The 25,761-nt window shown below is 61.5% G+C and carries 20 protein-coding genes and 1 pseudogene; 11 read left to right on the top strand and 10 right to left on the bottom strand.

The features are described 5' to 3' along the window. Nucleotides 1-209 precede the first annotated feature (209 nt). The 7 genes and pseudogenes from GH769_RS27070 to pilM all read right to left on the bottom strand — a co-directional run bounded on the left by GH769_RS27070 (nt 210) and on the right by pilM (nt 7,111). Nucleotides 210-1,784 carry an SPOR domain-containing protein gene (locus tag GH769_RS27070; RefSeq protein WP_014716583.1) on the bottom strand — a complete coding sequence of 525 codons (1,575 nt, stop codon included), beginning with the start codon at nt 1,782-1,784 and terminating at the stop codon, nt 210-212. Between the two features lie 9 nt (nt 1,785-1,793). Continuing rightward, nucleotides 1,794-2,894 (bottom strand): 3-dehydroquinate synthase, encoded by a 1,101-nt coding sequence (gene aroB, locus GH769_RS27065; protein WP_020302367.1) that lies wholly within the window; start codon nt 2,892-2,894, stop codon nt 1,794-1,796. 126 nt (nt 2,895-3,020) lie between these two features. Next, nucleotides 3,021-3,539 (bottom strand): shikimate kinase AroK, encoded by a 519-nt coding sequence (gene aroK, locus GH769_RS27060; RefSeq protein WP_003187914.1) that lies wholly within the window; start codon nt 3,537-3,539, stop codon nt 3,021-3,023. A 4-nt stretch (nt 3,540-3,543) separates the two neighbouring features. After that, a pseudogene (locus tag GH769_RS27055) lies at nt 3,544-4,800 on the bottom strand (type IV pilus secretin PilQ); the annotation flags it as partial. Nucleotides 4,801-4,938: 138 nt separating this feature from the next. Continuing rightward, nucleotides 4,939-5,910, bottom strand: coding sequence for a pilus assembly protein PilP (locus GH769_RS27050; RefSeq protein ID WP_032904090.1), 972 nt, complete (start codon nt 5,908-5,910; stop codon nt 4,939-4,941). Then, nucleotides 5,907-6,458 carry a PilN domain-containing protein gene (locus GH769_RS27045; RefSeq protein ID WP_014716579.1) on the bottom strand — a complete coding sequence of 184 codons (552 nt, stop codon included), beginning with the start codon at nt 6,456-6,458 and terminating at the stop codon, nt 5,907-5,909. The genes GH769_RS27050 and GH769_RS27045 overlap by 4 nt, the downstream gene beginning before the upstream one ends. Then, a complete protein-coding gene (pilM, locus tag GH769_RS27040; RefSeq protein WP_032873526.1) occupies nt 6,455-7,111 on the bottom strand; it encodes a type IV pilus assembly protein PilM in 657 nt (218 codons plus the stop codon). The genes GH769_RS27045 and pilM overlap by 4 nt, the downstream gene beginning before the upstream one ends. Before the next feature lie 233 nt (nt 7,112-7,344). On the opposite strand from pilM, the gene GH769_RS27035 reads away from it, so the two are divergent. Next, nucleotides 7,345-9,807, top strand: a complete 2,463-nt coding sequence (locus tag GH769_RS27035; RefSeq protein WP_371921751.1) for a penicillin-binding protein 1A — start codon at nt 7,345-7,347, stop codon at nt 9,805-9,807. A gap of 219 nt (nt 9,808-10,026) precedes the next feature. On the opposite strand, the gene GH769_RS27030 is transcribed toward GH769_RS27035, so the two are convergent. The 3 genes from GH769_RS27030 to rpmE form a co-directional block, all read right to left on the bottom strand. Further along, the gene (locus GH769_RS27030) at nt 10,027-11,295 is read right to left on the bottom strand and encodes a malic enzyme-like NAD(P)-binding protein (RefSeq protein ID WP_014716577.1); all 1,269 of its coding nucleotides are present in this window, start codon (nt 11,293-11,295) and stop codon (nt 10,027-10,029) included. A 182-nt stretch (nt 11,296-11,477) separates the two neighbouring features. After that, complete coding sequence (locus tag GH769_RS27025; protein ID WP_153649945.1) at nt 11,478-12,284, bottom strand: thermonuclease family protein; 807 nt, start codon at nt 12,282-12,284, stop codon at nt 11,478-11,480. A gap of 14 nt (nt 12,285-12,298) precedes the next feature. After that, nucleotides 12,299-12,529, bottom strand: coding sequence for a 50S ribosomal protein L31 (gene rpmE / locus GH769_RS27020; protein ID WP_014716575.1), 231 nt, complete (start codon nt 12,527-12,529; stop codon nt 12,299-12,301). A gap of 337 nt (nt 12,530-12,866) precedes the next feature. Here rpmE and GH769_RS27015 point away from each other — a divergent pair, with 337 nt between their 5' ends. The 10 genes from GH769_RS27015 (at nt 12,867) to GH769_RS26970 (ending at nt 25,755) form a co-directional block, all read left to right on the top strand. Next, the gene (locus GH769_RS27015; protein WP_032901838.1) at nt 12,867-15,086 is read left to right on the top strand and encodes a primosomal protein N'; all 2,220 of its coding nucleotides are present in this window, start codon (nt 12,867-12,869) and stop codon (nt 15,084-15,086) included. Between the two features lie 204 nt (nt 15,087-15,290). After that, complete coding sequence (argS, locus tag GH769_RS27010) at nt 15,291-17,027, top strand: arginine--tRNA ligase (RefSeq protein WP_019817938.1); 1,737 nt, start codon at nt 15,291-15,293, stop codon at nt 17,025-17,027. Between the two features lies 1 nt (nt 17,028). Beyond that, on the top strand, nt 17,029-17,730 hold the full coding sequence (locus GH769_RS27005; protein ID WP_003187899.1) for an SPOR domain-containing protein: 702 nt from the start codon (nt 17,029-17,031) through the stop codon (nt 17,728-17,730). Between the two features lie 220 nt (nt 17,731-17,950). Further along, nucleotides 17,951-18,481 (top strand): ATP-dependent protease subunit HslV, encoded by a 531-nt coding sequence (hslV, locus tag GH769_RS27000; RefSeq protein ID WP_003171209.1) that lies wholly within the window; start codon nt 17,951-17,953, stop codon nt 18,479-18,481. A gap of 37 nt (nt 18,482-18,518) precedes the next feature. Further along, the gene (hslU, locus tag GH769_RS26995; RefSeq protein ID WP_003171208.1) at nt 18,519-19,856 is read left to right on the top strand and encodes an ATP-dependent protease ATPase subunit HslU; all 1,338 of its coding nucleotides are present in this window, start codon (nt 18,519-18,521) and stop codon (nt 19,854-19,856) included. Between the two features lie 160 nt (nt 19,857-20,016). Next, complete coding sequence (locus GH769_RS26990; RefSeq protein WP_019820036.1) at nt 20,017-20,394, top strand: gamma-butyrobetaine hydroxylase-like domain-containing protein; 378 nt, start codon at nt 20,017-20,019, stop codon at nt 20,392-20,394. A 249-nt stretch (nt 20,395-20,643) separates the two neighbouring features. After that, a complete protein-coding gene (gene phaC / locus GH769_RS26985; protein ID WP_014716570.1) occupies nt 20,644-22,323 on the top strand; it encodes a class II poly(R)-hydroxyalkanoic acid synthase in 1,680 nt (559 codons plus the stop codon). 165 nt (nt 22,324-22,488) lie between these two features. Further along, nucleotides 22,489-23,334: a poly(3-hydroxyalkanoate) depolymerase gene (gene phaZ, locus GH769_RS26980; RefSeq protein WP_019820034.1), complete on the top strand. Its 846-nt coding sequence runs from the start codon at nt 22,489-22,491 to the stop codon at nt 23,332-23,334. A 90-nt stretch (nt 23,335-23,424) separates the two neighbouring features. Next, entirely contained in the window at nt 23,425-25,107 is a 1,683-nt protein-coding gene (gene phaC / locus GH769_RS26975; protein ID WP_032901833.1) for a class II poly(R)-hydroxyalkanoic acid synthase, read from the top strand. Nucleotides 25,108-25,134: 27 nt separating this feature from the next. Next, nucleotides 25,135-25,755, top strand: coding sequence for a TetR/AcrR family transcriptional regulator (locus GH769_RS26970; RefSeq protein ID WP_020302373.1), 621 nt, complete (start codon nt 25,135-25,137; stop codon nt 25,753-25,755). The last annotated feature ends 6 nt before the right edge of the window (nt 25,756-25,761 follow it).

The raw sequence follows: 25,761 nt of genomic DNA, 5'->3' as shown, positions 1-25,761 counted from the left end.
TAGCGACGAAATGTCGCAAATCTATGTCGCATTTATGAAAGGTTTAAAGCGATATGCTGTGCTAGTCAAAACTTTTTTAATTCTGACCGCTACGACTCAAAAGCCACTGTGACGCAGACACCACAAAGCGCGCGGTCTCGGAAGACTGCACGCACTTGCGGATTTTTTTGAGGTGCCGGGAGGGCGGCCTGGGTAAGGCCGCCGGATCTTCAGCGAGTTGCTGCCAGTTCTTGTTGAACGCTGGCAACAGTGCGAGGCCAAGGTTTACCAGCCTGAACCTTCGCTGGCAAGGCTTTGATAGCAGAATCGGCTGCGGCGCGGCTTGGGAAGCTGCCGTAGGTGATCACGTAGAGAGGCTTGCCGTTGAGCACTTTCTTGAAATAACGGTACTGGCCGCCCTGCTCTTTGACGAACGCCTGGGCGTTAGCTTCGGAGCTGGTGCCGAGGATCTGTACCACAAAGTTGCCGGTAGGCTGGCTGCTGTACCAGCTGCTGCCGGCGGCACCGGCCTTGGCCACGGTGGCGGCTGGTTTTTCAGCAGGCTTGGCGGCTGGCGCTGGAGCCGGCGCTGGTTTTGCTACCGGTGCCGGCTTGGCGGTGGCAACGGTCGGCGCAGGCGTTGGCTTGGCCGCTGGCGCTACCGGTGTGACTGGCGCTACCGGAGTGGCTGGCGTGCCAGCCGGTACGCCCGCAGGTGGCGCGGTGGTGGTCACAGTCGGCGGCGTGGCGCTGGAGCCTTCCACCGGCACTCCGTCGTCGCCTTCGGAGATGCCACCGGCTTCTTCTGCCAGCGGGCCGCGCATCACCGGTTGGCCGACCATCGGCAGGTTGGTCGGTTGGCCGGAGTTGGCAAATTCGACGTTTGGCGTGGGTTTGCCCAATGGCAACTGCGCCTGCTCAGTTGGCGCGCCGGTGGTTGTCGGTGCCTTGTTGCGACCCGGGATCAACCAGGCGGCGGCTACAGCGACCACGACAACGGCGGAAATAGCCAATACGTGCTTCTTAGGCATAGTGAACCCCATCTTTGGACGCTTGACCGCAGAGCGGCTGGCAATCATGGCTTCGATCATCGCATCGCGGGCAACCTGGTTGATGTTTCCAGGCCAGCCATCGGAGCTTTCGTGAATATCAGAGATCTGCGCAGCGGTGAAAAGTTCGATACCCGCCCCGGCGCCTTCAAGGCGTTGTGCCAGGTATTCGCGGGTTTCTTCCTCTTCGTACGGCTGCAACTCGATGACGTGGAACAGCTCCTGCTCACCACTGATCTGCTCCAGATCGGCGATCAGCGACGACTCACCGAACAGGAACACATGCGGGCGACCTTCCGGCGTGCCCGCCGCGAGCGCCAGCAGCGCTTCGAGGGCGGATTCGTCGAGCTGCTCGGCGTCATCTACCAGCAGGTAGACTTCCTGGCCGGTCAGGCCCAACTGCACCACTTGCTTGAGAATCGCGTTCGGCTCGGCATTGGAGACGTCCAACGCCTGCGCTACCTGGCGCAATACGCCGGCCGCATCACCGGCACCGCGGGCCGATACCACCACGCTCTGCACCGATTGCTTGTTGGTGCTGGCCACCAGCGCCTGGCGCAGCAAGGTCTTGCCGCTGCCCAGAGGGCCGGTGACCACCAGCAGCAACTGGCTGTAGCGCGCGAGGTGATGCAACTGCCCCAGTACCGGCTTGCGCTGGGCGGGGAAGAATTTGAAACCCGGCACCCGTGGAGCAAAGGGGTCGTGGCTCAAGTGGTAATGGCCGAGGAACGCCTCGTCGGCATGCAAACTAGTCATCGGGTCTTATTAACCTTTGAGCTGGGCCAGGGCGCGGTAATCCGCTCCCAGCGTGGCCTGTAGAATCTCTTTTGGATAATCGTCGGTCACCACGGCTTCGCCGATGTGGCGCAGCAGTACCAGTCGAAGTCGACCGTCGATCACTTTCTTGTCTATCGCCATATGTTCAAGGAAATCCGCCTCGGTCATATCCGTGGGCGGAATAACCGGCAAACCGGCGCGCTGGAACAGGCGGATACCGCGATCACGCTCTTGGGCGCTGATCCAGCCCAGGCGCTGCGACATGTCCAATGCCATCACCGTGCCAGCCGCTACGGCTTCCCCATGCAACCACACACCATAGCCCATGTGCGTTTCGATCGCATGGCCGAAGGTGTGGCCCAGGTTCAGTGTGGCCCGCACACCGGACTCGCGCTCGTCGGCATTGACTACCAGCGCCTTGGCCGCGCATGAGCGGGAAATCGCCTCGGTAAGCGCCACCTGGTCGAGGCCGCGCAAGGCGTCCATGTGCTCTTCCAGCCAGGTCAGGAACGGCTCATCGCAGATCAGCCCGTACTTGATGACTTCCGCCAGGCCGGCCGACAGCTCACGCGGTGGCAGGGTGTTGAGGGTAGCAGTGTCGATCAGCACAGCTTGGGGCTGATAGAACGCGCCGACCATGTTCTTGCCCAGCGGGTGGTTGATACCGGTCTTGCCGCCCACCGACGAATCGACCTGGGACAGCAAGGTGGTCGGCACCTGGATAAAATCCACGCCGCGCTGGTAGCAGGCCGCGGCAAAACCGGCCATGTCGCCAATCACACCGCCGCCCAGGGCGACCACAGTGGTTCGACGGTCATGGCGTGCGGTCAGCAGGCCATCAAAGATCAGTTGCAGGGTTTCCCAGTTTTTGTGGACCTCGCCGTCAGGCAACACCACGGAGATCACCGAGTACGCCGCCAGGCTGCGGCTCAAACGCTCAAGATACAGCGGCGCGACCGTTTCGTTGGAGATGATCGCCACCTGTCGGCCGGCAATATGCGGCGCAAGCAGTTCGGGCTGGTCCAACAGACCTGCGCCAATGTGGATCGGGTAGCTGCGCTCGCCTAGATCGACCTTAAGTGTCTGCATGTGTCCCCGCGTTGAAGATGTATTGACGACCGGCACTGTCGATATCTCGACACCGCCTAGTGGCTCTACGCCATACCTTACAGGGTGATGGCGCGCCGCCGAGAATAGCGCATTTCGGGCCAGGCTTTAACGGGGTGGCAACCGTTGCAAGCGCTCGAGGATGTCGAGCACGACCATCCGAGGTGGCCGCTCATCGGTTTCCACCACCAGATCGGCGATTTCCCGGTACAGCGGATCGCGCAGCGCCAGCAGGTCACGCAGGGTTTTGGCCGGGTCGGCAGTGCGCAACAACGGGCGATTGCGATCACGGGCGGTACGGCCCACCTGCTGCTCGACCGACGCGTGCAAATACACCACTCGACCACCGGCATGCAGCGCCCGACGGTTTTCATCGCGCATGACAGCGCCACCGCCGGTCGCCAATACCACGCCATCGCAGCCGCACAGCTCAGCAATCATCGCCTGCTCGCGGTCACGAAAGCCCAGCTCGCCTTCTTTATCGAAGATCCATGGGATATTGGCACCCGTGCGCAATTCAATTTCCTTGTCGGAATCTTTGAACGGCAGGCGCAGCTCTTTGGCCAGCAAACGGCCGATGGTGCTTTTTCCAGCCCCCATCGGCCCTACAAGAATCAAATTTCGCACAGAATCAACGACTCACAGCAATCGCCTGGTTATTCATGATACGCGGAGTCAGGAATACCAGCAGCTCGGATTTTTTCTCCGCCAGCACATCGCGCCGGAAAAGGCGGCCAAGATACGGCACATCGCCCAAAAATGGCACTTTATCTACCACTTTGCTCTGGGTGTTGGAGAAAACCCCGCCAATGACGATGGTCTCGCCATCCCTGACCAGAACCTTGGCGTTGACCTCGTTTTTCTTGATCGGCGGCACGTCATTGAGGCGATTCAGGTAGTCAGGCTCATCCTTGGTGACCTTGACCGCCATGATCACATGGTCGTCGGGGGTGATTTGCGGCGTGACTTCAAGCGACAGCGAAGCCTCTTTGAACGACACCGAGGTGGCGCCCTGGGAGGTGGATTCCTGGTAAGGAATCTCGGTGCCCTTGAGGATGCGTGCAGTCTCTTTGTCGGAGGTGACGACCTTGGGCTGCGAGACGATCTCACCGTTGCCGGTTTTTTCCATGGCGGTCAGCTCAAGGTCCAGCAACAGGTTGTCGGTGATATAGGCGATCCCCAGGCCCGAGGTTCCGGCCAGCGCCCCCAAGTCGACAAAGGGTGAACTGGGTGGGTTTTGCGGCGGCTCGGCGCCGTCTGCCTGGGGCTTGGCAATACCGCCAACGCCGCCGTGGCCGCGTGTGAGCCGCCCACCCCAGCGCACACCCAGGCTTTTGTCGTAGTCGACATTGGCCTCCACAATTCGCGCCTCGATCATGACCTGGCGTACCGGGATATCCAGCTGCGCCACGATGCGCCGCAGCTCTTGGAGCCGCTCGCCAGTCTGGTAGGCGATGATGTTGTTGGTGCGGTCATCCACTGCCACCGAACCGCGCTCATCGGTGGCGCCCTCAAAGCCGGTCACCGACTGAAACAGCTTGGCCAGGTCGGCGGCCTTGGCGTAATTGACCTGCAGCAGCTCCCGACGCAAGGGCGCCAGCTCGGCCATCTGCTTGCGCGACTCCAGCATCAACAGCTCTCGGGCAGCCAATTCATCGGCGGGCGCCACCAGCAGCACGCCCGCCTTGACTCGCTTGTCCAAGCCCTTGGTTTGCAGTACCAGGTCCAGAGCCTGGTCCCAGGGCACATCCTTGAGCCGCAGGGTGATCGAGCCCTGCACCTCATCGCTGGTCACCAGGTTGAGCCCGGCGACATCGGCGATTTGCTGCAATACCGCACGCAAGTCGATGTCTTGGAAATTCAGGGTCAGTTTGGCGCCTGTATAGCTGACCGGCGGGGCGCTGTCGGGCGGCGGCAGTTGGATAAGGTCGAGGCGATTGGGCACAGCAGCAGCCATCGGTGCCGTGAACGCTATCCATAGCGCCACACCGAAGGACGAGAAGGTCCTTTTCATTGTTTGATTCCGTTATGAGTTGACGTTCAGCACAAGGGTTCGCGGGCGTTCCAGCCAGGCACCCTGTCCATCGGGAAACAGCTCCACCAGCTCGACAGCAGCGTCTTGAATGGCCGTGACCTGGCCATGGTCCAGCCCCAGGTAATCACCCACCGCCAGCCGATACACCCTGGCCCCAGCCCGCAACAAGGCAAAGGCCTGCGCACCACGGGACAACGTGCCGACCATTTCGAACTGATCGAGGCGCATACCCTCCAACAGTCCCCGTGGCCGGGTGAAATCCGGGGCAAGGGCCGGCCGGCCCGGAACGTGGGGTGCCTGCAAAGCGGGCGGCGTGAACGGGTCGCGCAAGGACGAGGGCTCGTAGACAAATTGCGGCCCTGGGTCGAGCACCTGGCGGGCCTTGCCGTTTTGCAGGGTGCTGCGATAGGTCTTGGCGAGCATGTTCAGACGCAACAAGGCACCCTGATGCCCGAGCGCAACATCCTGCACGGTAACGACCCGCGGCAACCCACCCAAGGCACTGACAAACGTCGCCAGGTCGTGGTAAACCCCGGACGCGCTTATCTGCATGGGTTGTTCGATATAAAGCTGCCGAGGCGCTTCATCCAGCACGGTGATGCCTTCGACCCACACCCCATGGGCAGCCGCCAGCCGGGCGATGTCTTCCAGCACGGCAGGCAGCTCGGACTCGCCGGGCAATTGCCCTAGAAGGCTGGCAAGGTTGTCTTCCATGCTCCGGACTTGCCGGGTGCGCAGCTCAAGGCTCGCGGCCAGGTCGGACTTTTCTGTGAGTTGCTGCTGCAGCGCCTGCTCCCGCGCCTCAAGCCCGTGCAATCGCTCCCGCTGCGGCCCCCCATGCGAAACCTCGCCCAGCACCAGCACCAGGCCGGCCAGCGCACAGCCAAGCAGCACCTTGCCCGGCAGGGACCATTTAGCAGCGTTGTAAGAGAGCGTGGAAAAATCGAGCCTGGGCAGGCTCATGGTTGCGCCTCGCTGGATTCTCCCTGGCGCACCATCAGCTGAAATTCGCTTTCGCCGCGCGCACCTTCGGCCTGCACGCGCTGCAGACGGGTCGAACTGGAACCCTGGGTTGGCTTGAGCTGCTGCATCAAACGGGCGATATCCTGGTTGCTTTCAGCCGTGCCGCGAATGCTGATGGTGTCGCCGTTTGCGACCACCTCATGCAGATGGACACCTTCAGGCACCGCACGCGCCAATTGCTCGAACAATCGAGCCCCGGAAGAGCGGGCATCGTGCAGGTCCTGAACCACCTTCATGCGTTCGGCCAGTTGCTGGCTTCGCTCCTGAAGATCGTCGATCGTCTTGATGCGCGAGTCCTGGGTGGCGATGTGCTCTTCCAGGCGGCTGTTGCGGCTTACCTGCCGGTCTATCGCCTGGTCGATCACTTGATCAGCCAACCACAATGCCGCGAGCGCCATGCAGGCAAACGCCAGCAATAGCACCAACAGGTATTTGCGCCTGCGCTCCGCCAGGGCCTGGCGCCAAGGCAAAAGATTGATTCGTGTCATCCAGCGAAACTCCTCAGGGCCAGCCCGCAAGCCACTCCCATCCCTTGGGCATCCAAGGCCCATTGTGCACCATCGACTCTGTGACCCGGCGTGAAGCTGGCAAAATCCTGAAGGCAAGCGCGCTGCAATGCAAACCCTTCTACATCAACCACCCGCGGCACCAGCCCCGCCAGGGCCAAAACCGCCTCGCGCGCTTCGACCTGCTCGCGCAGGCACGCCGCCAGCATCACCTCCACCCACTGTGGGCCTTGAGCCGATGGCCCTTGAACCTGAAAGTCGATGGCCACTTCATCCAATGGATAAGGGATGAACTGGTCGGCTTCCATCTGGATCTTCCAGGCCATTTCCTCGTCGCTGAGGCCTGCGTCCATGTCAATCAGCCGGGTAATTACCGACGGGCCCGCAACCGCCACGGCGGCGTACCGGGCCGAGGTACCCAGGCGCGACAGCGCCTGTTGCAGCCCCCGGCCCACACCCTCAAGGTCCAGCAGGGTGCCGTCGACCACCGCGTGGGGCGCCAGCACTTGCGTGGCGTAGCCCTGGACGCTGAAACCGCCGGATGAACGGCCCAGTTCGATCAGCTTGATGCCACTGTCATTGATATCGACCCCCAACACCGTGTCGACTTTTCGCCTGAAAAATCCCTTTCCCATAAAACTCCCCAAAACTTTCCCTGTCATACCGGCTGTCATCTCGCCTGATTGCTGCCAGGCACCTTGCATTCGGTCGGCTTGTTCAAGGCTCGCGAATGACGCCCCAAGCCGAAAAATGCTTTAATGCCCAGCGTTTTTTCCCGCTTTTTATCTGCTGCCCGGGTCGATCCATCGTTTGCCATGCATGCCCCGACGCGTAACTCTTTCTTTTCTCTGGAAATCCAAAAGCCTTGATTCGTCTGCTGAAGTTTTTCGGGTACTCCATTGTCGCCATCGTCTGCGGGCTGCTGCTCGTATTCAGCGGGGCCTACCTCTACCTTAGTCCGGGTTTGCCCTCCGTAGAGGCCCTCAGAAGTATCCAGTTGCAGATTCCTTTGCGGGTCTACAGCAGCGATGACAAGTTAATCGCGGAGTTCGGCGAAATGCGCCGCACACCGATCCGTTTCGCCGACATTCCACCCAATTTCATCAGCGCATTGCTGTCCGCCGAAGACGATAATTTCGCCAACCACTACGGCGTAGACCCCAGCAGCCTGGTGCGTGCAGCCACACAACTGGTAAAAAGCGGACACATTCAATCGGGCGGCAGCACCATCACCATGCAGGTGGCGAAGAACTTCTTCCTCACCAGCGAGCGCAGCTTTTCCCGCAAGGCCACCGAAATCCTGTTGGCGCTGCAGATCGAACGCCAGCTGACCAAGGATGAAATCCTCGAGCTGTACGTCAACAAAATCTACTTGGGCAACCGCGCCTACGGCATCGAGGCCGCGTCCCAGGTCTATTACGGCAAGTCGATTCGTGACGCCAGCCTGGCGCAGATGGCCATGATTGCTGGCCTGCCCAAGGCACCTTCGCGCTTCAACCCGCTGGCCAACCCGGCGCGCAGCAAAGAACGCCGCGACTGGATCCTGGGCCGCATGTACAAGCTGGGCAAGATCGACCAGGCCGCTTATGAAAGCGCCGTGGCCGAGCCGCTGAATGCCAGCTATCACGTGCCGACGCCCGAAGTGAATGCACCCTATATCGCTGAAATGGCCCGCGCCGAGATGGTTGGCCGTTATGGCAGCGAGGCCTACACCGAAGGTTTCCGCGTCACCACGACGGTGCCGAGCAACTTGCAGGAAATCGCCAACCATTCGGTACATGAAGGCCTGATTACTTATGACCAGCGTCACGGCTACCGCGGTCCCGAGTCGCGCCTGCCGGGCAAGACCCTGAGTGCCTGGACCACCGAACTGAGCAAACAGCGTTCGATCAGCGGCCTGGACCCGGCCATCGTTACCCAGGTATCGAAAGACGGCATCCAAGTGCTGACCCGTTCTGGCGAAGCCCATGTAGCCTGGGACAGCATGAAGTGGGCGCGCCCGTTCCTGAACACCAACAGCATGGGCGCGATGCCCAAGCAGCCCTCCGACGTGGCCCAGGTGGGTGATCTGATCCGCGTGCAACGCCAGAAGGATGACAGCCTCAAATTCAGCCAGGTGCCGCTCGCCCAGGGCGCCCTGGTGTCCCTGGACCCGCAGAACGGTGCGATCCGTGCGCTGGTCGGCGGTTTTGCCTTTGAGCAGAGCAACTACAACCGCGCTACCCAGGCCAAGCGCCAGCCAGGCTCCAGCTTCAAGCCGTTCGTCTACAGTGCGGCACTGGACAACGGCTACACCGCCGCCAGCCTGGTCAACGACGCGCCAATCGTGTTTGTCGACGAATACCTGGACAAGGTCTGGCGCCCGAAAAATGACACCAACACGTTCCTCGGCCCGATCCGTATCCGCGAGGCGCTGTACAAGTCGCGCAACCTGGTGTCGATTCGCCTGTTGCAGGCGATGGGCGTAGGCAAGACCATCGACTACATGACGCGCTTTGGCTTCGCCAAGTCGGACCTGCCGCCGAACCTGTCCCTGGCCCTGGGTACCGCAACCCTCACGCCGATGGAAATCGCCACCGGCTGGAGCACCTTTGCCAACGGCGGCTACAAGATCGCGCCTTACCTGATCGACAAGATCGAAAGCCGCAATGGCGACACCCTGTTTATTGCCAATCCGCCACGGGTACCGGGTGATGTGGTCAATGGCGTGGCGGCAACCGACGGCCTTGCGGCACCGAGCAACGGCGGTATCACCATCGAGCCGACGCCAGGCACGCCGTCGGCCGCAAACGCCAGCGCACCGGCCGAACCGCAAGCGCCAGCGGTTGCCGAGCGCATCGTGGATGGCCGTACTACCTACATCCTCAACAGCATCCTGCAAGACGTGATCAAGAAGGGCACCGGCCGCCGCGCACTGGCCCTGGGCCGCGCGGATATCGCTGGCAAGACCGGTACCACCAACGAATCCAAGGACGCCTGGTTCTCCGGCTACAACGGCGACTACGTGACCACCGTGTGGACCGGCTATGACCAGCCTGAAAGCCTGGGCCGCCGCGAGTTTGGTGGCACCGTCGCCCTGCCGATCTGGATGAGCTACATGGGCGCAGCGCTCAAGGACAAGCCGCTGCATACCCAGCCAGAGCCGGAAGGCATCCTCAGCCTGCGCATAGACCCGATCAGTGGCCGCGCAGCTTCACCGAGCACGCCGAATGCGTACTTCGAGCTGTTCAAGAGCGAAGACACACCGCCGTCGGTCAACGAACTGGGCAACGGCGCAGTGCCGGGCAGCCCACTGCCGGCGGATGAAGGCGCGCCGATCGATTTGTTCTGACCTGATCACGCTGATCGGCCGATCGTTCCCACGCTCCGCGTGGGAATGCATCCTGTGACGCTCTGCGTCACGACCTCAAAAGCAGACGCGGAGCGTCCAGGTGGGCATTCCCACGCAGAGCGTGGGAATGATCAGCCAAAGCCTCTCGTGAATCGCTACCCACAAAAAAGCCCCGACTGATCACTCAGCCGGGGCTTTTTGTTGGTGCGCTATAACGGCTTAGCCGTTGAACACATCATCCACGCTCTGCAGCGGGTAGTTCTTTGGATACGGCAGGGTAGCCACACCAGTCTCGATCGCGGCCTTGGCCACGGCATCGGAGATCAGGGTGATCAGGCGCTTATCCATTGGTTTTGGAATGATGTACTCACGACCGAATTCCAGCTTGGCGCCACCGTAGGCGTCGCACACGTCCTGAGGTACCGGCAGCTTGGCCAGTTCACGCAGGGCGTTGGCAGCGGCCACTTTCATTTCTTCGTTGATACGCTTGGCGCGAACGTCCAGGGCACCACGGAAGATGAACGGGAAGCCCAATACGTTGTTGACCTGGTTCGGGTAGTCCGAACGGCCGGTGGCCATGATCACGTCGCTGCGAGTGGCGTGGGCCAGCTCAGGAGAAATTTCCGGATCCGGGTTGGAGCAGGCGAACACGATAGGGTTCGGCGCCATGGATTTCAGGCCTTCAGCGCTCAGCAAGTTCGGGCCGGACAGGCCAACGAACACGTCGGCACCGTCGAGGGCGTCAGCCAGGGTGCGCTTGGAGGACGGATGGGCAAACATCGCCTTGTACTGGTTCAGGTCGGTACGCTCGGACTGGATCACGCCCTTGCTGTCGACCATATAGATGTTTTCCAGCTTGGCGCCCATGCTGATGATCAGCTTCATGCAGGAAATGGCCGCGGCACCGGCGCCCAGGCAGACGATTTTCGCCTCGCCCAGGGTTTTGCCAGCGATTTCCAGGGCGTTGATCATGCCGGCTGCGGTAACGATCGCGGTGCCGTGCTGGTCATCGTGGAATACCGGAATGTCGCACTGCTCGATCAGGGCCTTTTCGATCTCGAAGCACTCAGGTGCCTTGATGTCTTCCAGGTTGATGCCACCGAACGTGATGGAAATGCGCTTGACGGTGTCGATGAACGCCTGCGGGCTTTCGGAATCGACTTCGATGTCGAAAACGTCGATGCCGGCAAAGCGCTTGAACAGCACGCCCTTGCCTTCCATGACTGGCTTGGAAGCCAATGGGCCGAGGTTACCCAGGCCCAGAATCGCGGTGCCATCGGAAATCACTGCAACCAGGTTGCCTTTGCCGGTGTACTTGTACGCCAGCTCTGGGTCACGGGCGATTTCACGTACGGGTTCGGCAACACCAGGGCTGTAGGCCAGCGACAGGTCGCGGGCAGTGGCAGTGGCTTTGGTGAGCTCTACACTCAGCTTTCCTGGACGAGGATTGGCATGGTATTCGAGAGCGGCAGTTTTCAAATCAGACATATCGGCATTCCGCTTTTACTGTTGGTCGACGGACCGCCGAGGATACGCGTGTCGTAAAGTCCCTACAAGACTGGGCAGTCACAGGTGTCAAGGGCCCTGGGCTACGACTTTTGGCCAAGAGCCACGGGATACAAGGGCTCAACTGTTCACAATCGAAATAAAAAATGTCTACAATTTTTTATTCAAAGCGTCGATTTCAGCATGCGAGAGTCGGTTATTGGCAACAGCCAGCGTGCTTGGCCTTTTTTCAGGCCGCCACGGCGGGAACGATCCTGCCCCCAGCCACGCGCCTCAAGGGTGCGGCCTTGCAGACCATTGAGCATGGCCGTATCGAACTGGCTGATCAGCTCGGGCGCAATGCGTAATACCAGTGAACCCTGCAGTTCAATCCAGATTCCGCCGCGATTGCGCTCGATCTTGCTGACCCGACCAGCCACCAGGGCAAACCCGGAGCGCTTGAGATTGGCCACGTTTTGCACCGGCGATTGGCGCCACAGGCCGAGCCGTGACTGGCGGGCGCTGTTTTCGGCCGCCTGCTGGCAGGCCACCAGGTCCACGTTCGGCGCCACGCCCACCTGGTACCCCAGGCCCTCGGCCAGCAGTTGCGCCTCCAGGTTCTCGCCATTGGCGCCGTAGAGGTAAGCCAGGGTGCGCCCGTAATGATCTTTGCCTTCGCGCCCCGGCACCAGGCCGACACGCCCATCACTGGCCTTGACCAACGCCTGCAGGCGCTGGCGTGCGGCGACGGCAAATGGCTCGTCTGGACGGCCCTTCTTGCCGGTTTCCGGCGCATTGAGGCCGATCATACGTACGCTGCGACCATCCTTGAGGCGTACTGTGTCGCCATCCACCACACGCTGCACCTCAACGCGGGCGATAGCTGCCGGGGCGGGGCAGAATGCATCGGCCTCAGCGGTCACCAGCCAAATTCCAGGCACAAAAAAGGCGCCCACAAGGGACGCCTTTTTCAACAGCGGGTAAAAGCCCATAAGGCTCTTGAACCTTACTCTGCTGGAGTAGCAGGCTTCTTGCCGAAAGCACCAAAGCGATCTGCGAAGCGCTGTACGCGGCCGCCGGTGTCCAGAGTTTTCTGCTTACCGGTGTAGAACGGGTGGCACTCGTTGCATACGTCAGTACCCAGTGGCTTGCACAGGTTCGAACGAGTTTCGAACTTGTTGCCGCAGCTGCAGGTGACTTGGATGGTTTCGTACGCTGGATGGATATCGGCTTTCATGGCACTTCCTCAGGCTAGCGTGCCGCCACTCGACACTATTGTCGAATACCGCACGTAATTAGGCCGCGGATTCTACCAGACCTTTTTAATCGCGCAAGCGGCGGTAATGGCCGAAAGCTCCCTTTCATCAGATATTCCTGACACACCGCCGTCAATGTGGGAGCCGGGCTTGCCCGCGAAGGCGGTGTGTCAGTCACTGCATCTGTTACTGCACTAGCGCTTTCGCAGGCAAGCCAGCTCCCACAAGATCCGGTTCCAGTACTGGAGACGTGACAACCCCGGTCTGCTAGGCTCCCGCCCCTGCGCCACCGCTGCCTTAATAGATGAGACTCCTCGCGTGCCCGACGCCATTTTGCGCCTAGCCCTGCCCTCGCCCCTGCGCCGCCTGTTCGATTACCGGGCCCCGCCCGGCGTGTCGCGTGCGCAGTTGCAGCCAGGCATGCGCGTGCGCGTGCCGTTCGGGCGCAGGGAAATGATCGGCATTCTGGTGGAAGTTACCGACCACAGCGAAGTGCCTGCCGAAAAGCTCAAGCCGGCTATTGCCCTGCTCGACGCCACACCGCCGCTGCCGCCCGCGCTGTTCAAGCTGTGCCTGTGGACCGCGCAGTATTACCAACACAGCCTGGGCGATACCTTGAGCTGGGCGCTGCCGGTGCTGCTGCGCCAGGGCGAACTGGCCGAAGCGCGTCAGGAGCGTTTCTGGTCGATGGCGCCCGGCGCACGCCTCGAAGACCCGCGCATCGCCCGCGCCCCGCGCCAGCGTGAGGCCCTGGCCACCTTGGCGCAGCATCCACACGGCGTGGCCCATCAGCTATTAAGCAAGCTGATGCTGAGCAAAGACAGCCTCGACCTGCTGCTGGCCAAGGGCCTGGTGCAGGTGGAAATCCGCAAGCACGCCCCGGACCCGCGCCACGAACACTGGCTGGCCCAGCCGGAGTTGCCGCTGAACCCCGAGCAACGCGCCGCGTATGAGGCGATTCGCGCCGGTTTCGACAGTTTCCACGCGTTCCTGCTAGCCGGCGTCACCGGCAGCGGCAAGACCGAAGTCTATTTGCAACTGATCCGCGAAACCCTGCAGGCGGGCAAGCAGGCACTGGTGCTGATCCCCGAGATCAATCTGGGCCCGCAGACCGTGGCGCGTTTCGAGCAACGCTTCAATGCCCGGATCGCCCTGGTGCACTCAGCGGTCAATGACCGTGAACGCCTGGAGTCGTGGCTGGCGGCGCGGGACGGCGAGGCCGACATTATTATCGGCACGCGCTCAGCACTGTTCACGCCGATGAAAAACCCCGGGCTGATCATCGTCGACGAGGAGCACGATGGCTCCTATAAACAGCAGGAAGGTTTGCGCTACCACGCCCGCGACCTCGCGCTGGTGCGCGCCCGCCAGGAAGACATCCCGATTGTGCTGGGCTCGGCCACGCCGTCCCTGGAAAGTCTGCACAACGCCTACACCGGCCGTTACGGGCTGCTGCGCCTGAACGAGCGCGCCGGCGGCGCCAAACAACCGCGTTTCCTGCGCCTGGACGTGAAAAGCCGCCCGCTGGACAGCGGGATTTCCGGCCCGATGCAACAGGCCATTGGCCAGACCCTGGCCGCCGGCCAGCAAGTATTGGTATTTCTCAACCGCCGCGGCTTTGCCCCGACGCTGCTGTGCCATGACTGCGGCTGGATGTCCGGCTGCGAGCGCTGCGATGCGCGCATGACCGTGCACCAGCGCCACGGCGAGTTACGCTGCCATCACTGCGGCCATGTGGAACGGGTACCGCGCCATTGCCCGCAGTGCGGCAAGGTGGACCTGCGGCCCGTGGGCGCCGGCACCGAGCGCGCCGAAGAACGCCTGGGCATTCTGTTCCCGGATTACCCGGTGCTGCGGGTCGACCGCGACAGCACGTCGCGCAAAGACGCTATGAACCAACTGTTCACCACCATCCACAAGGGCCAACCGTGCATTCTGGTGGGCACGCAGATGCTTGCCAAAGGGCATCACTTCCCACGGGTGACCCTGGTGTCGATCCTGGATGCCGATGGCGGGCTGTTCTCCGGGGATTTTCGCGCCAGCGAACGCATGGCGCAGTTGATCGTGCAGGTGGCAGGGCGCGCCGGGCGGGCCGAAGAGCCAGGCAGGGTGATTATCCAGACGCACCTGGCCGACCACCCGCTGCTGATTCAACTGACGGAACAAGGCTACTTTGCCTTCGCCGAGCAGGCCTTGAGCGAACGCCGCGCCGCCGGCCTGCCGCCCTTTGCGCACCTGGCGCTGCTGCGTGCCGAAGCCCACAAACCCGGGCAGGTCGAAGGCTTTCTTGATGAGGCCTGCAGCGCCGCCGAACGTTTATTGGGCGAACTGGCCCTCAGTGGCATCGAACTACTCGGCCCGGTGCCAGCGCCCATGGAGCGGCGCGCCGGGCGTTATCGCGCTCAGCTACTCTTGCAGGCAACCTCCCGCGCGCCGCTGCATCGGCTATTAAGTCGCTGGATGCTTGAGCTGGAGCAACTGCCCAGCGGTCGGCAGGTGCGATGGTCGTTGGATGTAGACCCGGTAGATTTGTATTGAGGGTAATTACGTCATCGCAGGCAAGCCAGCTCGCACATTATGAAATGTGAATACCCTTAAATGTGGGAGCGGGCTTGCCCGCGAAGAGGCCCGCAGGTCCGCCATATAGTCTGAACGGTTGGCAAGCCCGCCCTCGCCACGGATAATGCCCAGTTTTTCCACCTGCGCATCGCGCGCCGCCGCTTGCGGTCGAAAGAGAACACCATGAAAGACACCATTCGCCAGCTGATCCAACAAGCCCTCACCCAACTCGTCAACGAAGGTGTGTTGCCTGAAGGCCTGTCGCCGGCGATCCAGGTGGAGAACACCCGCGACAAGACCCATGGCGACTTCGCCAGCAACATCGCGATGATGCTGTCCAAGCCGGCCGGCATGAAGCCGCGTGACCTGGCGGAAAAAATCATCGCAGCCCTGCCGGCTGACGCGAGTGTCACCAAGGCCGAAATCGCCGGCCCTGGCTTTATTAACTTCTTTCAGAACACCCAGGCCCTGGCGTCACGCCTGGATGCTGCCCTGGCCGATGCCCGCATCGGTGCACGCAAGGCCGGCGACAGCCAGCGCGTGGTCATCGACCTGTCGGCGCCGAACCTGGCCAAGGAAATGCACGTGGGCCACCTGCGCTCCACCATCATTGGCGACGGCGTGGCACGGGTGCTGGAATTCCTCGGCGACACCGTGATCCGCCAGAATCACGTGGGCGACTGGGGTACCCAGTTCGGCATGCTGATGGCCTACCTGCAGGAAAACCCGATCACCAGCAACGAGCTGGCCGACCTGGAAAACTTCTACCGCGCCGCCAAAAAGCGGTTTGACGAGTCTGAAGAGTTCGCCGACCGCGCACGGGGCCTGGTGGTCAAGCTGCAAGCCGGCGACGAAGAGTGCCTGGCGCTGTGGAACCGCTTCCGTGAAATTTCCCTGTCCCATTGCCAGGAAATCTACGAGCTGCTCAACGTGAAACTGACCATGGCCGACGTGATGGGCGAAAGCGCCTATAACGACGACCTGATCAACGTGGTCAACGACCTCAAGGCCAAAGGCCTGCTGGTCGAAAGCAACGGCGCCCAGTGCGTGTTCCTCGAAGAATTCAAGACCGCCGACGGCGAGCCGCTGCCGGTGATCATCGTCAAGGCCGATGGCGGCTACCTCTACGCCACCACTGACCTGGCCGCCGTGCGTTACCGCAGTGGCGTGCTCAAGGCTGACCGTGCGCTGTACTTCGTCGACCAGCGCCAGGCCCTGCACTTCCAGCAGGTGTTCGAAGTGGCCCGTCGCGCCGGTTTCGTCACCCACCCGATGCATATGGAGCACATGGGCTTTGGCACCATGAACGGCGCCGATGGCCGCCCCTTCAAGACCCGCGACGGCGGCACCGTGAAGCTGATCGACCTGCTGACCGAAGCCCAGGAACGTGCCTACAACCTGGTGAAGGAAAAGAACCCGGAGCTGGCCGAGGCCGACCTGCGTAATATTGCCCGCGTGGTGGGCATTGGCGCGGTGAAATACGCCGACCTGTCCAAGCACCGCACCAGCGACTACAGCTTCAACTTCGACCTGATGCTCAACTTCGAAGGCAACACCGCGCCGTACCTGCTGTACGCCTACACCCGCGTGGCCGGGGTATTTCGCAAGCTGGGCAAGGACTTCAGCGAAGTCGAGGGCCAGATCGCGCTGGACGCCGCCCACGAACAGGAACTGGCGGCCAAGCTCGCGCAATTTGGCGAAGTGCTCAACAGCGTTGGCGAAAAAGGCACGCCGCACATCCTGTGCACCTATTTGTACGAAGTGGCCGGCCTGTTCTCCAGCTTCTACGAGAACTGCCCGATCCTGACCGCCGACGACGAAGCCCAGAAACAAAGTCGCCTGCGCCTTGCCGCATTGGCTGGACGCACCCTCAAGCAAGGCCTGGAACTCTTGGGCCTGGAAACTCTGGAGCGTATGTAAGTTGGCTGCCAAGAAAAAACCTGCACCCAAGCGCGGCGCCAGCCGCTACCAGGCCCCGGCGAAGCAACCGATTCCGGGTTGGTTGTGGATGGCCATCGGCCTGACGGTCGGCGCATTTATCGTGTTTCTGATGAAGCTGGAGCCCGGCCAGGGCGATGACGTCAAGCGCGTCAAACAGGAGCAGCAAAAGGCCACGAAAATCGCCGAAGCCAACAAGACCGCGCCGAGCCCGACCGCACCGGTAAAGCCCAAGTACGACTTCTACACGCTGCTGCCGGAATCGGAAGTGATCGTGCCGCCTGACGCCGTGCCGGAAAAAACCCTGCCGACGCCACAAGTGCCGACCACGCCGGTAACCCCAGCGGAAGCGGCGAAAATCGACACGGCGCGCGCCCAGGCCGCGCTGGCCGGTATCACGCCGCCGCCAGCACCGCCGGTGGCTGCAACCAAGGCGGCGCCGGTGACCAAGTTCTTCCTGCAAGCGGGCTCGTTCCCGAAACAGGCGGATGCGGACCGTGTACGCGCACAGATCATTCTGTTGGGCCAATCGGTATCGGTTGAGTCCGGCACGGTGAAGGACGCGACCTGGTATCGCGTATTGGTGGGGCCGTTCAGCAACCGCGAACAGCTGACCGTGGCGCAAAAGCAATTGGCCGGCGCCGGGTTTAGCAACCTGTTGTTACAACAACGCCAGAGCCGCTGACGCATACCCACTGATCGTTCCCACGCTCCGCGTGGGAACGTGCCCCTTGACGCTTTGCGTCACAGAGCAGGCGCAGAGCGCCCAAGGCGGCATTACCACGCGGAGCGTGGGAACGATCACCACTCGTCCGCACTCCCTCCCTACGGTTGAAATCCCCCTCGCCACCCCCATATGAGTTTCCATCAGGGCATTTTCGCCCCGCTGCGTGGAGACTCTCCCCTTGACCACCATCGTTTCAGTACGTCGCCACGGCAAAGTTGTCATGGGCGGCGACGGCCAGGTTTCCCTGGGCAACACCGTGATGAAAGGCAACGCCAAGAAAGTGCGCCGCCTGTACCACGGCCAGGTGCTTGCCGGCTTCGCAGGCGCAACCGCCGATGCCTTTACCCTGTTCGAACGCTTCGAAGGCCAGCTTGAGAAACACCAGGGCCACCTGGTGCGCGCCGCTGTAGAGCTTGCCAAAGAATGGCGCACCGACCGCTCCCTCAGCCGCCTGGAGGCTATGCTGGCGGTTGCGAACAAAGACGCTTCCCTGATCATCACCGGCAACGGCGACGTGGTTGAACCCGAGCATGGCTTGATCGCCATGGGTTCAGGTGGCGGCTACGCCCAGGCTGCGGCCAGCGCGCTGCTGAAGAAAACCGACCTGTCGGCCCGTGAAATCGTCGAGACCGCCCTGGGTATCGCTGGCGATATCTGCGTGTTCACCAACCACAATCAGACCATTGAGGAGCAGGACCTCGCCGAATAAGCCCTGGGCTTATTCAGGCTTGAGGCCGCCAAACACTATGTCCATGACTCCCCGCGAAATCGTCCATGAACTCAACCGCCATATCATCGGCCAGGACGATGCCAAGCGCGCCGTTGCCATTGCGCTGCGTAACCGCTGGCGCCGGATGCAACTGCCAGAAGAACTGCGCGTTGAAGTAACGCCCAAGAACATCCTGATGATCGGCCCTACCGGCGTCGGCAAAACCGAGATCGCTCGGCGGCTGGCCAAACTGGCCAATGCACCGTTCATCAAGGTCGAAGCGACCAAATTCACCGAAGTTGGCTATGTGGGCCGCGATGTCGAGTCGATCATTCGTGATCTGGCTGACGCCGCCCTGAAGATGCTGCGCGAACAGGAAGTGACCAAGGTCAGCCATCGCGCCGAAGACGCCGCTGAAGAGCGCATCCTCGACGCCCTGCTGCCACCGGCACGCATGGGTTTCAACGAAGACGCCGCACCTTCGTCGGATTCCAACACCCGCCAGCTGTTCCGCAAGCGCCTGCGTGAAGGCCAGTTGGATGACAAGGAAATCGAGATCGAAGTGGCCGAAGTGTCCGGCGTGGATATCTCTGCCCCGCCTGGCATGGAAGAAATGACCAGCCAGTTGCAGAACCTGTTCGCCAACATGGGCAAGGGCAAGAAGAAAAGCCGCAAGCTCAAGGTGAAAGAAGCGCTCAAGCTGGTGCGCGACGAAGAAGCCGGGCGCCTGGTCAATGAGGAAGAACTCAAGGCCAAGGCCCTGGAAGCGGTCGAGCAACATGGCATTGTGTTTATCGATGAGATCGACAAGGTGGCCAAGCGTGGTAACTCCGGCGGCGTGGATGTGTCCCGCGAAGGCGTACAGCGCGATTTGCTGCCGCTGATCGAAGGCTGCACGGTCAACACCAAGCTGGGCATGGTCAAGACTGACCACATCCTGTTTATCGCCTCCGGTGCCTTCCACCTGAGCAAGCCGAGCGACCTGGTGCCCGAGCTGCAAGGCCGCCTGCCGATTCGGGTGGAGCTCAAGGCACTGACGCCGGGCGACTTCGAGCGCATCCTCAGCGAACCGCATGCCTCGCTCACCGAGCAGTACCGCGAGCTGCTGAAAACCGAAGGGCTGGGTATCGAATTCCAGGCAGACGGTATCAAGCGCCTGGCGGAGATCGCCTGGCAGGTCAATGAAAAGACCGAGAACATCGGTGCCCGTCGCCTGCATACCTTGCTTGAGCGCCTGCTTGAGGAAGTATCCTTCAGCGCCGGCGACATGGCCGGTGCGCAGAATGGCGAAGCGATCAAGATCGATGCCGATTATGTGAACAGCCACCTGGGCGAATTGGCGCAGAACGAAGATCTGTCTCGTTATATCCTGTAAGCCTCACTCAATGTGGGAGTGGCTTGTGTGGGCGCTGGCTTGCCTGCGATAGCATCACCTCAGTGTTCCTGAAACACCGAGGTGCCGGCATCGCGGGCAAGCCCGGCTCCCACATTGGTCCCTCCCACATTTGGGGCCGGTTCCTTCAGGGTTATCTCCAATGTCGAAATTTCCTACCGCAGTAAACCTGCATAAAACTTCCAACACCCTCGGCCTTACCTACGGGCCCGACGAGGTTTACCAACTACCCGCCGAATTCCTGCGGGTGCACTCCCCTTCCGCCGAGGTCCAGGGCCACGGCAAACCCATCCTGCAATTCGGCAAGCTCAACGTCCGGTTGATCAAGCTGGAACCGGCCGGCCAGTACGCACTGAAATTGACCTTCGACGACGGTCATGACAGCGGACTGTTCACCTGGGACTACCTCTATCAGTTGGCCGTACGTCAGGACGCTTTGTGGGCCGACTACCTGGCCGAGCTCAAAGCCGCTGGTAAAACCCGCGATCCGAGTGAGTCGGTCGTGCGGCTGATGCTCTAGCTCAACGGTCTTGCTGTTTAGAGCGCATTTTCTAATTTCATCTGCTTGAATGCCCTGTCGCGTGGCCAACGATTGGCCCGCTTGCGAAAAAAAATAAACTCGGGTAACCAATGGAGCTGGCAAGTTCCCTGCATTTGACGATGCGGTATCAACGGTCACCCGAGTCGCAGTACCAGGCTGGTGTCGTGTATCGAAATTGGGTGCGCAGCAATCGCCGGTACTCGTCTTTCGGACAATGGAGCGTCGTAGATGAGTAACAAGAATAACGATGACTTGAAACGCCAGGCCTCGGAAAACACCCTGGGGTTGAACCCGATCATCGCGTTACGCAAAAAGGATTTATTGGCCTCGGCCAAGATGGTGCTGACCCAAGCCATCAAGCAACCGTTGCACAGCGTCAAGCACGTCGCCCACTTTGGCGTTGAATTGAAGAATGTGATGTTCGGCAAATCCGCACTGGTGCCCGAGGGCGACGACCGTCGTTTCAACGACCCAGCCTGGAGCCAGAACCCGCTCTACAAACGTTATTTGCAGACTTACCTGGCATGGCGCAAGGAACTTCACGACTGGATCGACGACAGCAACCTGTCGGCACAAGACATCAGCCGGGGCCACTTCGTGATCAACCTGATGACCGAAGCCATGGCCCCCACCAACAGCGCGGCCAACCCGGCGGCGGTCAAACGCTTCTTTGAAACCGGCGGTAAAAGCCTGCTCGACGGTTTGTCTCACCTGGCCAAGGACATGGTGCACAACGGCGGCATGCCCAGCCAGGTCAACATGGGCGCCTTTGAAGTCGGCAAGACCCTGGGCACCAGCGAAGGCGCGGTGGTGTTTCGCAACGACGTGCTGGAGCTGATCCAGTACAAGCCCATTACCGAGCAGGTGCATGAGCGCCCGCTGCTGGTGGTGCCGCCGCAGATCAACAAATTCTACGTCTTCGACCTGTGCCCGGATAAAAGCCTGGCGCGCTTCTGCCTGCGTAATGGCCAGCAGACCTTTATCGTCAGTTGGCGCAACCCCACCAAGGCCCAGCGCGAATGGGGGCTATCCACCTATATCGAGGCGCTGAAGGAAGCGGTCGATGTGGTCACGGCGATTACCGGCAGCAAAGACGTGAATATGCTCGGTGCCTGCTCAGGCGGCATCACCTGCACGGCGCTGTTGGGCCACTACGCGGCGCTGGGGCAGAAGAAGGTCAACGCCCTGACTCTGCTGGTGAGCGTGCTGGATACCACCCTGGACACCCAGGTGGCGCTGTTTGTCGACGAGCAGACTCTGGAAGCGGCCAAGCGCCACTCCTATCAGGCCGGCGTGCTGGAAGGCCGCGACATGGCCAAGGTCTTTGCCTGGATGCGCCCCAACGACTTGATCTGGAACTATTGGGTCAACAACTACCTGCTGGGCAACGAGCCGCCGGTGTTCGACATCCTGTTCTGGAACAACGACACCACACGCTTGCCGGCCGCGTTCCATGGCGACCTGATCGAACTGTTCAAAAACAACCCACTGGTACGGGCCAACGCCCTGGAAGTGTGCGGCACGCCCATCGACCTCAAGCAGGTCACTGCCGATATCTATTCCCTGGCCGGCACCAACGACCACATCACGCCGTGGCAGTCCTGTTACAAGTCAGCGCAGTTGTTCGGCGGCAAGGTCGAGTTTGTACTGTCCAGCAGCGGGCATATCCAGAGCATCCTCAACCCGCCGGGCAACCCCAAAGCGCGCTACCAGACCAGCGAGGGTCTGGCCGGCAGTGCGCTGGAGTGGCAAGAAGATGCGACCAAGCACACCGATTCGTGGTGGCTGCATTGGCAGGTGTGGCAGGCGGAGCGGGCGGGAAAATTGAAAAAAGCCCCGACGACATTAGGCAATAAAACCTATGCAGCCGCTGAAGCGGCGCCGGGTACCTATGTACATGAACGCTAGGCATTCTTGTGATTGAAATGAGATCAGATGTGGGAGCTGGCTTGCCTGCGATAGCAATGGGCCTGCTCACTAATCGCGGCCTGAAAGAATGCCATCGCAGGCAAGCCAGCTCCCACACTGACCGAGTTCCTACAGACCAATAGCACCACTTCACAGGGCTTGAGCATGGCGCAACCGTTCATCTTCCGTACCATCGACCTGGATGGCCAGACCATCCGCACGGCGGTACGCCCGGGCAAGCCGCACTTGACCCCGCTGCTGATCTTCAACGGCATCGGCGCCAACCTTGAGCTGGTGTTTCCGTTCGTCCAGGCCCTGGACCCGGACCTGGAAGTGATCGCCTTCGACGTGCCCGGCGTGGGCGGTTCCTCGACGCCGAACCGACCCTATCGCTTCCCCGGCCTGGCCAAGCTCACCGCACGTATGCTCGATTACCTCGACTACGGCCAAGTGAATGCCGTGGGCGTGTCCTGGGGCGGAGCGCTGGCCCAGCAATTTGCGTATGACTACCCCGAGCGCTGCAAGAAATTGATCCTGGCGGCCACCGCAGCCGGGGCTTTCATGGTGCCGGGCAAGCCCAAGGTGTTGTGGCTGATGGCAAGTCCCAGGCGCTATATCCAGCCGTCCCACGTGGTGCGCATTGCACCGATGATTTATGGCGGCTCGTTCCGCCGTGATTCCAAACTGGCCGCCGAGCACGCCAGCAAAGTGCGCTCGGCCGGCAAGCTGGGTTACTACTGGCAACTGTTTGCCGGGCTGGGCTGGACCAGCATTCACTGGCTGCACAAGATCCGCCAGCCCACCCTGGTGCTGGCCGGGGACGATGACCCGCTGATCCCGCTGGTCAACATGCGCATGCTCGCCTGGCGCATCCCCAATGCGCAGTTGCACATCATCGACGACGGCCACCTGTTCCTGATCACCCGGGCCGAAGCCGTGGCGCCGATCATCATGAAGTTTCTGGAGGAGGAGCGCCTGCGCGCCGTGATACATCCGCGACCGGCGGTGTGAAGGACCACACCACCGCGCAACTTGCCAGGAACCGACTATGGTTCTGGATTGGCGTGCCTGCTTGATGACTTGACGAAGGAGTGTTGGCTCATGCGAGAAAGACCCGTGACGAACCCGGCGCCCACCCCCGCTGCGTTCATCAACGCGCAAAATGCGATCACCGGCCTGCGCGGCCGGGACTTGCTGTCGACCCTGCGTACCGTCGCCGCGCACGGCCTGCGCAACCCGGTGCACACCGCTCGCCACGCCCTGGCCCTGGGCGGCCAGCTGGGCCGTGTGCTGCTGGGTGAGACCGTGCACGAACCCAACCCCAGGGACCATCGCTTCAGCGACCCCACCTGGAAGCTCAACCCGCTGTACCGCCGCAGCTTGCAAGCCTATCTGAGCTGGCAAAAACAGACACGGCAGTGGATCGATGACAGCGCCCTCAGTGACGATGATCGCGCCCGCGCGCAGTTCGCCTTCGCCCTGCTCAACGATGCCGTGTCCCCTTCCAACACCCTGCTCAACCCGCTGGCGATCAAGGAGTTGCTCAACTCCGGCGGCAACAGCGTAGTGCGTGGCGTGAGTAATTTGCTCGAAGACCTGCTGCACAACAACGGTTTGCCGCGCCAGGTCAGCAAGCACGCTTTCGAAGTGGGCAAGACCGTGGCGACCACCCCCGGTTCGGTGGTGTTTCGCAATGAGCTGCTGGAGCTGATCCAATACAAGCCCATGAGCGAAAAACAGTACGCCAAGCCACTGCTGGTGGTGCCGCCGCAAATCAACAAGTACTACATTTTCGACCTGAGCCCGGCCAACAGCTTTGTGCAATACGCGCTCAAAAACGGCCTGCAGACCTTTATGGTCAGCTGGCGTAACCCGGACGTGCGGCATCGCGAATGGGGCCTGTCCACCTACGTGGCGGCGCTGGAAGAAGCGCTCAACGTGTGCCGGGCCATCACTGGCGCCCGCGAGGTCAACCTGATGGGCGCCTGCGCCGGGGGCCTGACCATCGCCGCGCTGCAAGGCCACCTGCAAGCCAAGCGCCAGTTGCGGCGCATCTCCAGCGCCAGTTACCTGGTAAGCCTGCTCGACAGCCAGATCGACAGCCCCGCAACCCTATTCGCCGATGAACAAACCCTGGAGGCCGCCAAGCGCCGCTCTTACCAGCAAGGCGTGCTGGATGGCCGCGACATGGCCAAGGTGTTTGCCTGGATGCGCCCCAACGACTTGATCTGGAATTACTGGATCAACAATTACCTGCTGGGCAAGGAACCGCCGGCGTTCGACATCCTGTACTGGAACAACGACAACACGCGCCTGCCTGCCGCCTTGCACGGTGACCTGCTGGACTTCTTCAAGCACAACCCCCTGAGCCACCCTGGCGGCCTGGAGGTATGCGGCACGCCCATCGACTTGCGCAAGGTCGCGGTGGACAGCTTCAGCGTGGCCGGCATCAACGATCACATCACGCCGTGGGACGCGGTGTACCGCTCCACGCAACTGCTGGGTGGCGAGCGGCGCTTCGTGCTGTCCAACAGCGGGCATATCCAGAGCATCCTCAACCCACCGGGCAACCCCAAGGCCAACTACGTCGAGAACCTCAAGCTGAGCAGCGACCCGCGCGCCTGGTATTACGACGCCCAGCACGTCGAAGGCAGTTGGTGGCCGCAGTGGCTGGAGTGGGTGCAAAAACGCTCCGGTGTACAACGCGAAACCCTCACCGCTCTGGGCAACCAGAATTACCCACCGATGGAAGCGGCGCCGGGCACTTACGTGCGCGTGCGATGAGCTCAAATATCACATTAAGAAGACTGGATGAAGACCCGCGACCGTATCCTTGAATGTGCCTTGCAGTTGTTCAACCACAAGGGCGAACCGAACGTGTCGACCATGGAGGTGGCCAATGAAATGGGGATCAGCCCCGGTAACCTCTACTACCACTTCCATGGCAAGGAGCCGTTGGTACTGGGGCTGTTCGAGCGCTTTCAATGCGAGCTGGCGCCGCTGCTCGACCCGCCTGCCGATGCGCAACTGGAGGCTGAGGACTACTGGCTGTTTTTGCACCTGATTGTCGAGCGCATGGCCCACTATCGCTTCCTCTTCCAGGACCTGTCGAACCTGGCCGGGCGCCTGCCGAAGCTGGCCAAGGGGATCCGCAATCTGCTTACCGCGCTCAAACGCACCCTGGCCTCCTTGTTGGCGCGGTTGAAGGCTGCGGGGCAACTGGTCAGTGACACCCAGGCACTGGGGCAGTTGGTGGAACAGATCACCATGACCCTGCTGTTCTCCCTCGATTACCAACGCGTACTGGACCGTGAAGGCGAGGTACGAGTGGTGGTGTACCAGGTCATGATGCTGGTAGCGCCGCACCTGCTGTCACCTGCACGCCAGGCCACCGAACGCTGGGCCTTGCGCTACCTGGATGATCCGCTTTGACCGGTG

Origin of the sequence: Pseudomonas sp. CFSAN084952, from assembly GCF_009648855.1 — a bacterium.
Lineage (GTDB): Bacteria > Pseudomonadota > Gammaproteobacteria > Pseudomonadales > Pseudomonadaceae > Aquipseudomonas > Aquipseudomonas paracarnis.
This window is presented reverse-complemented; position numbering and strand designations above follow the sequence as displayed.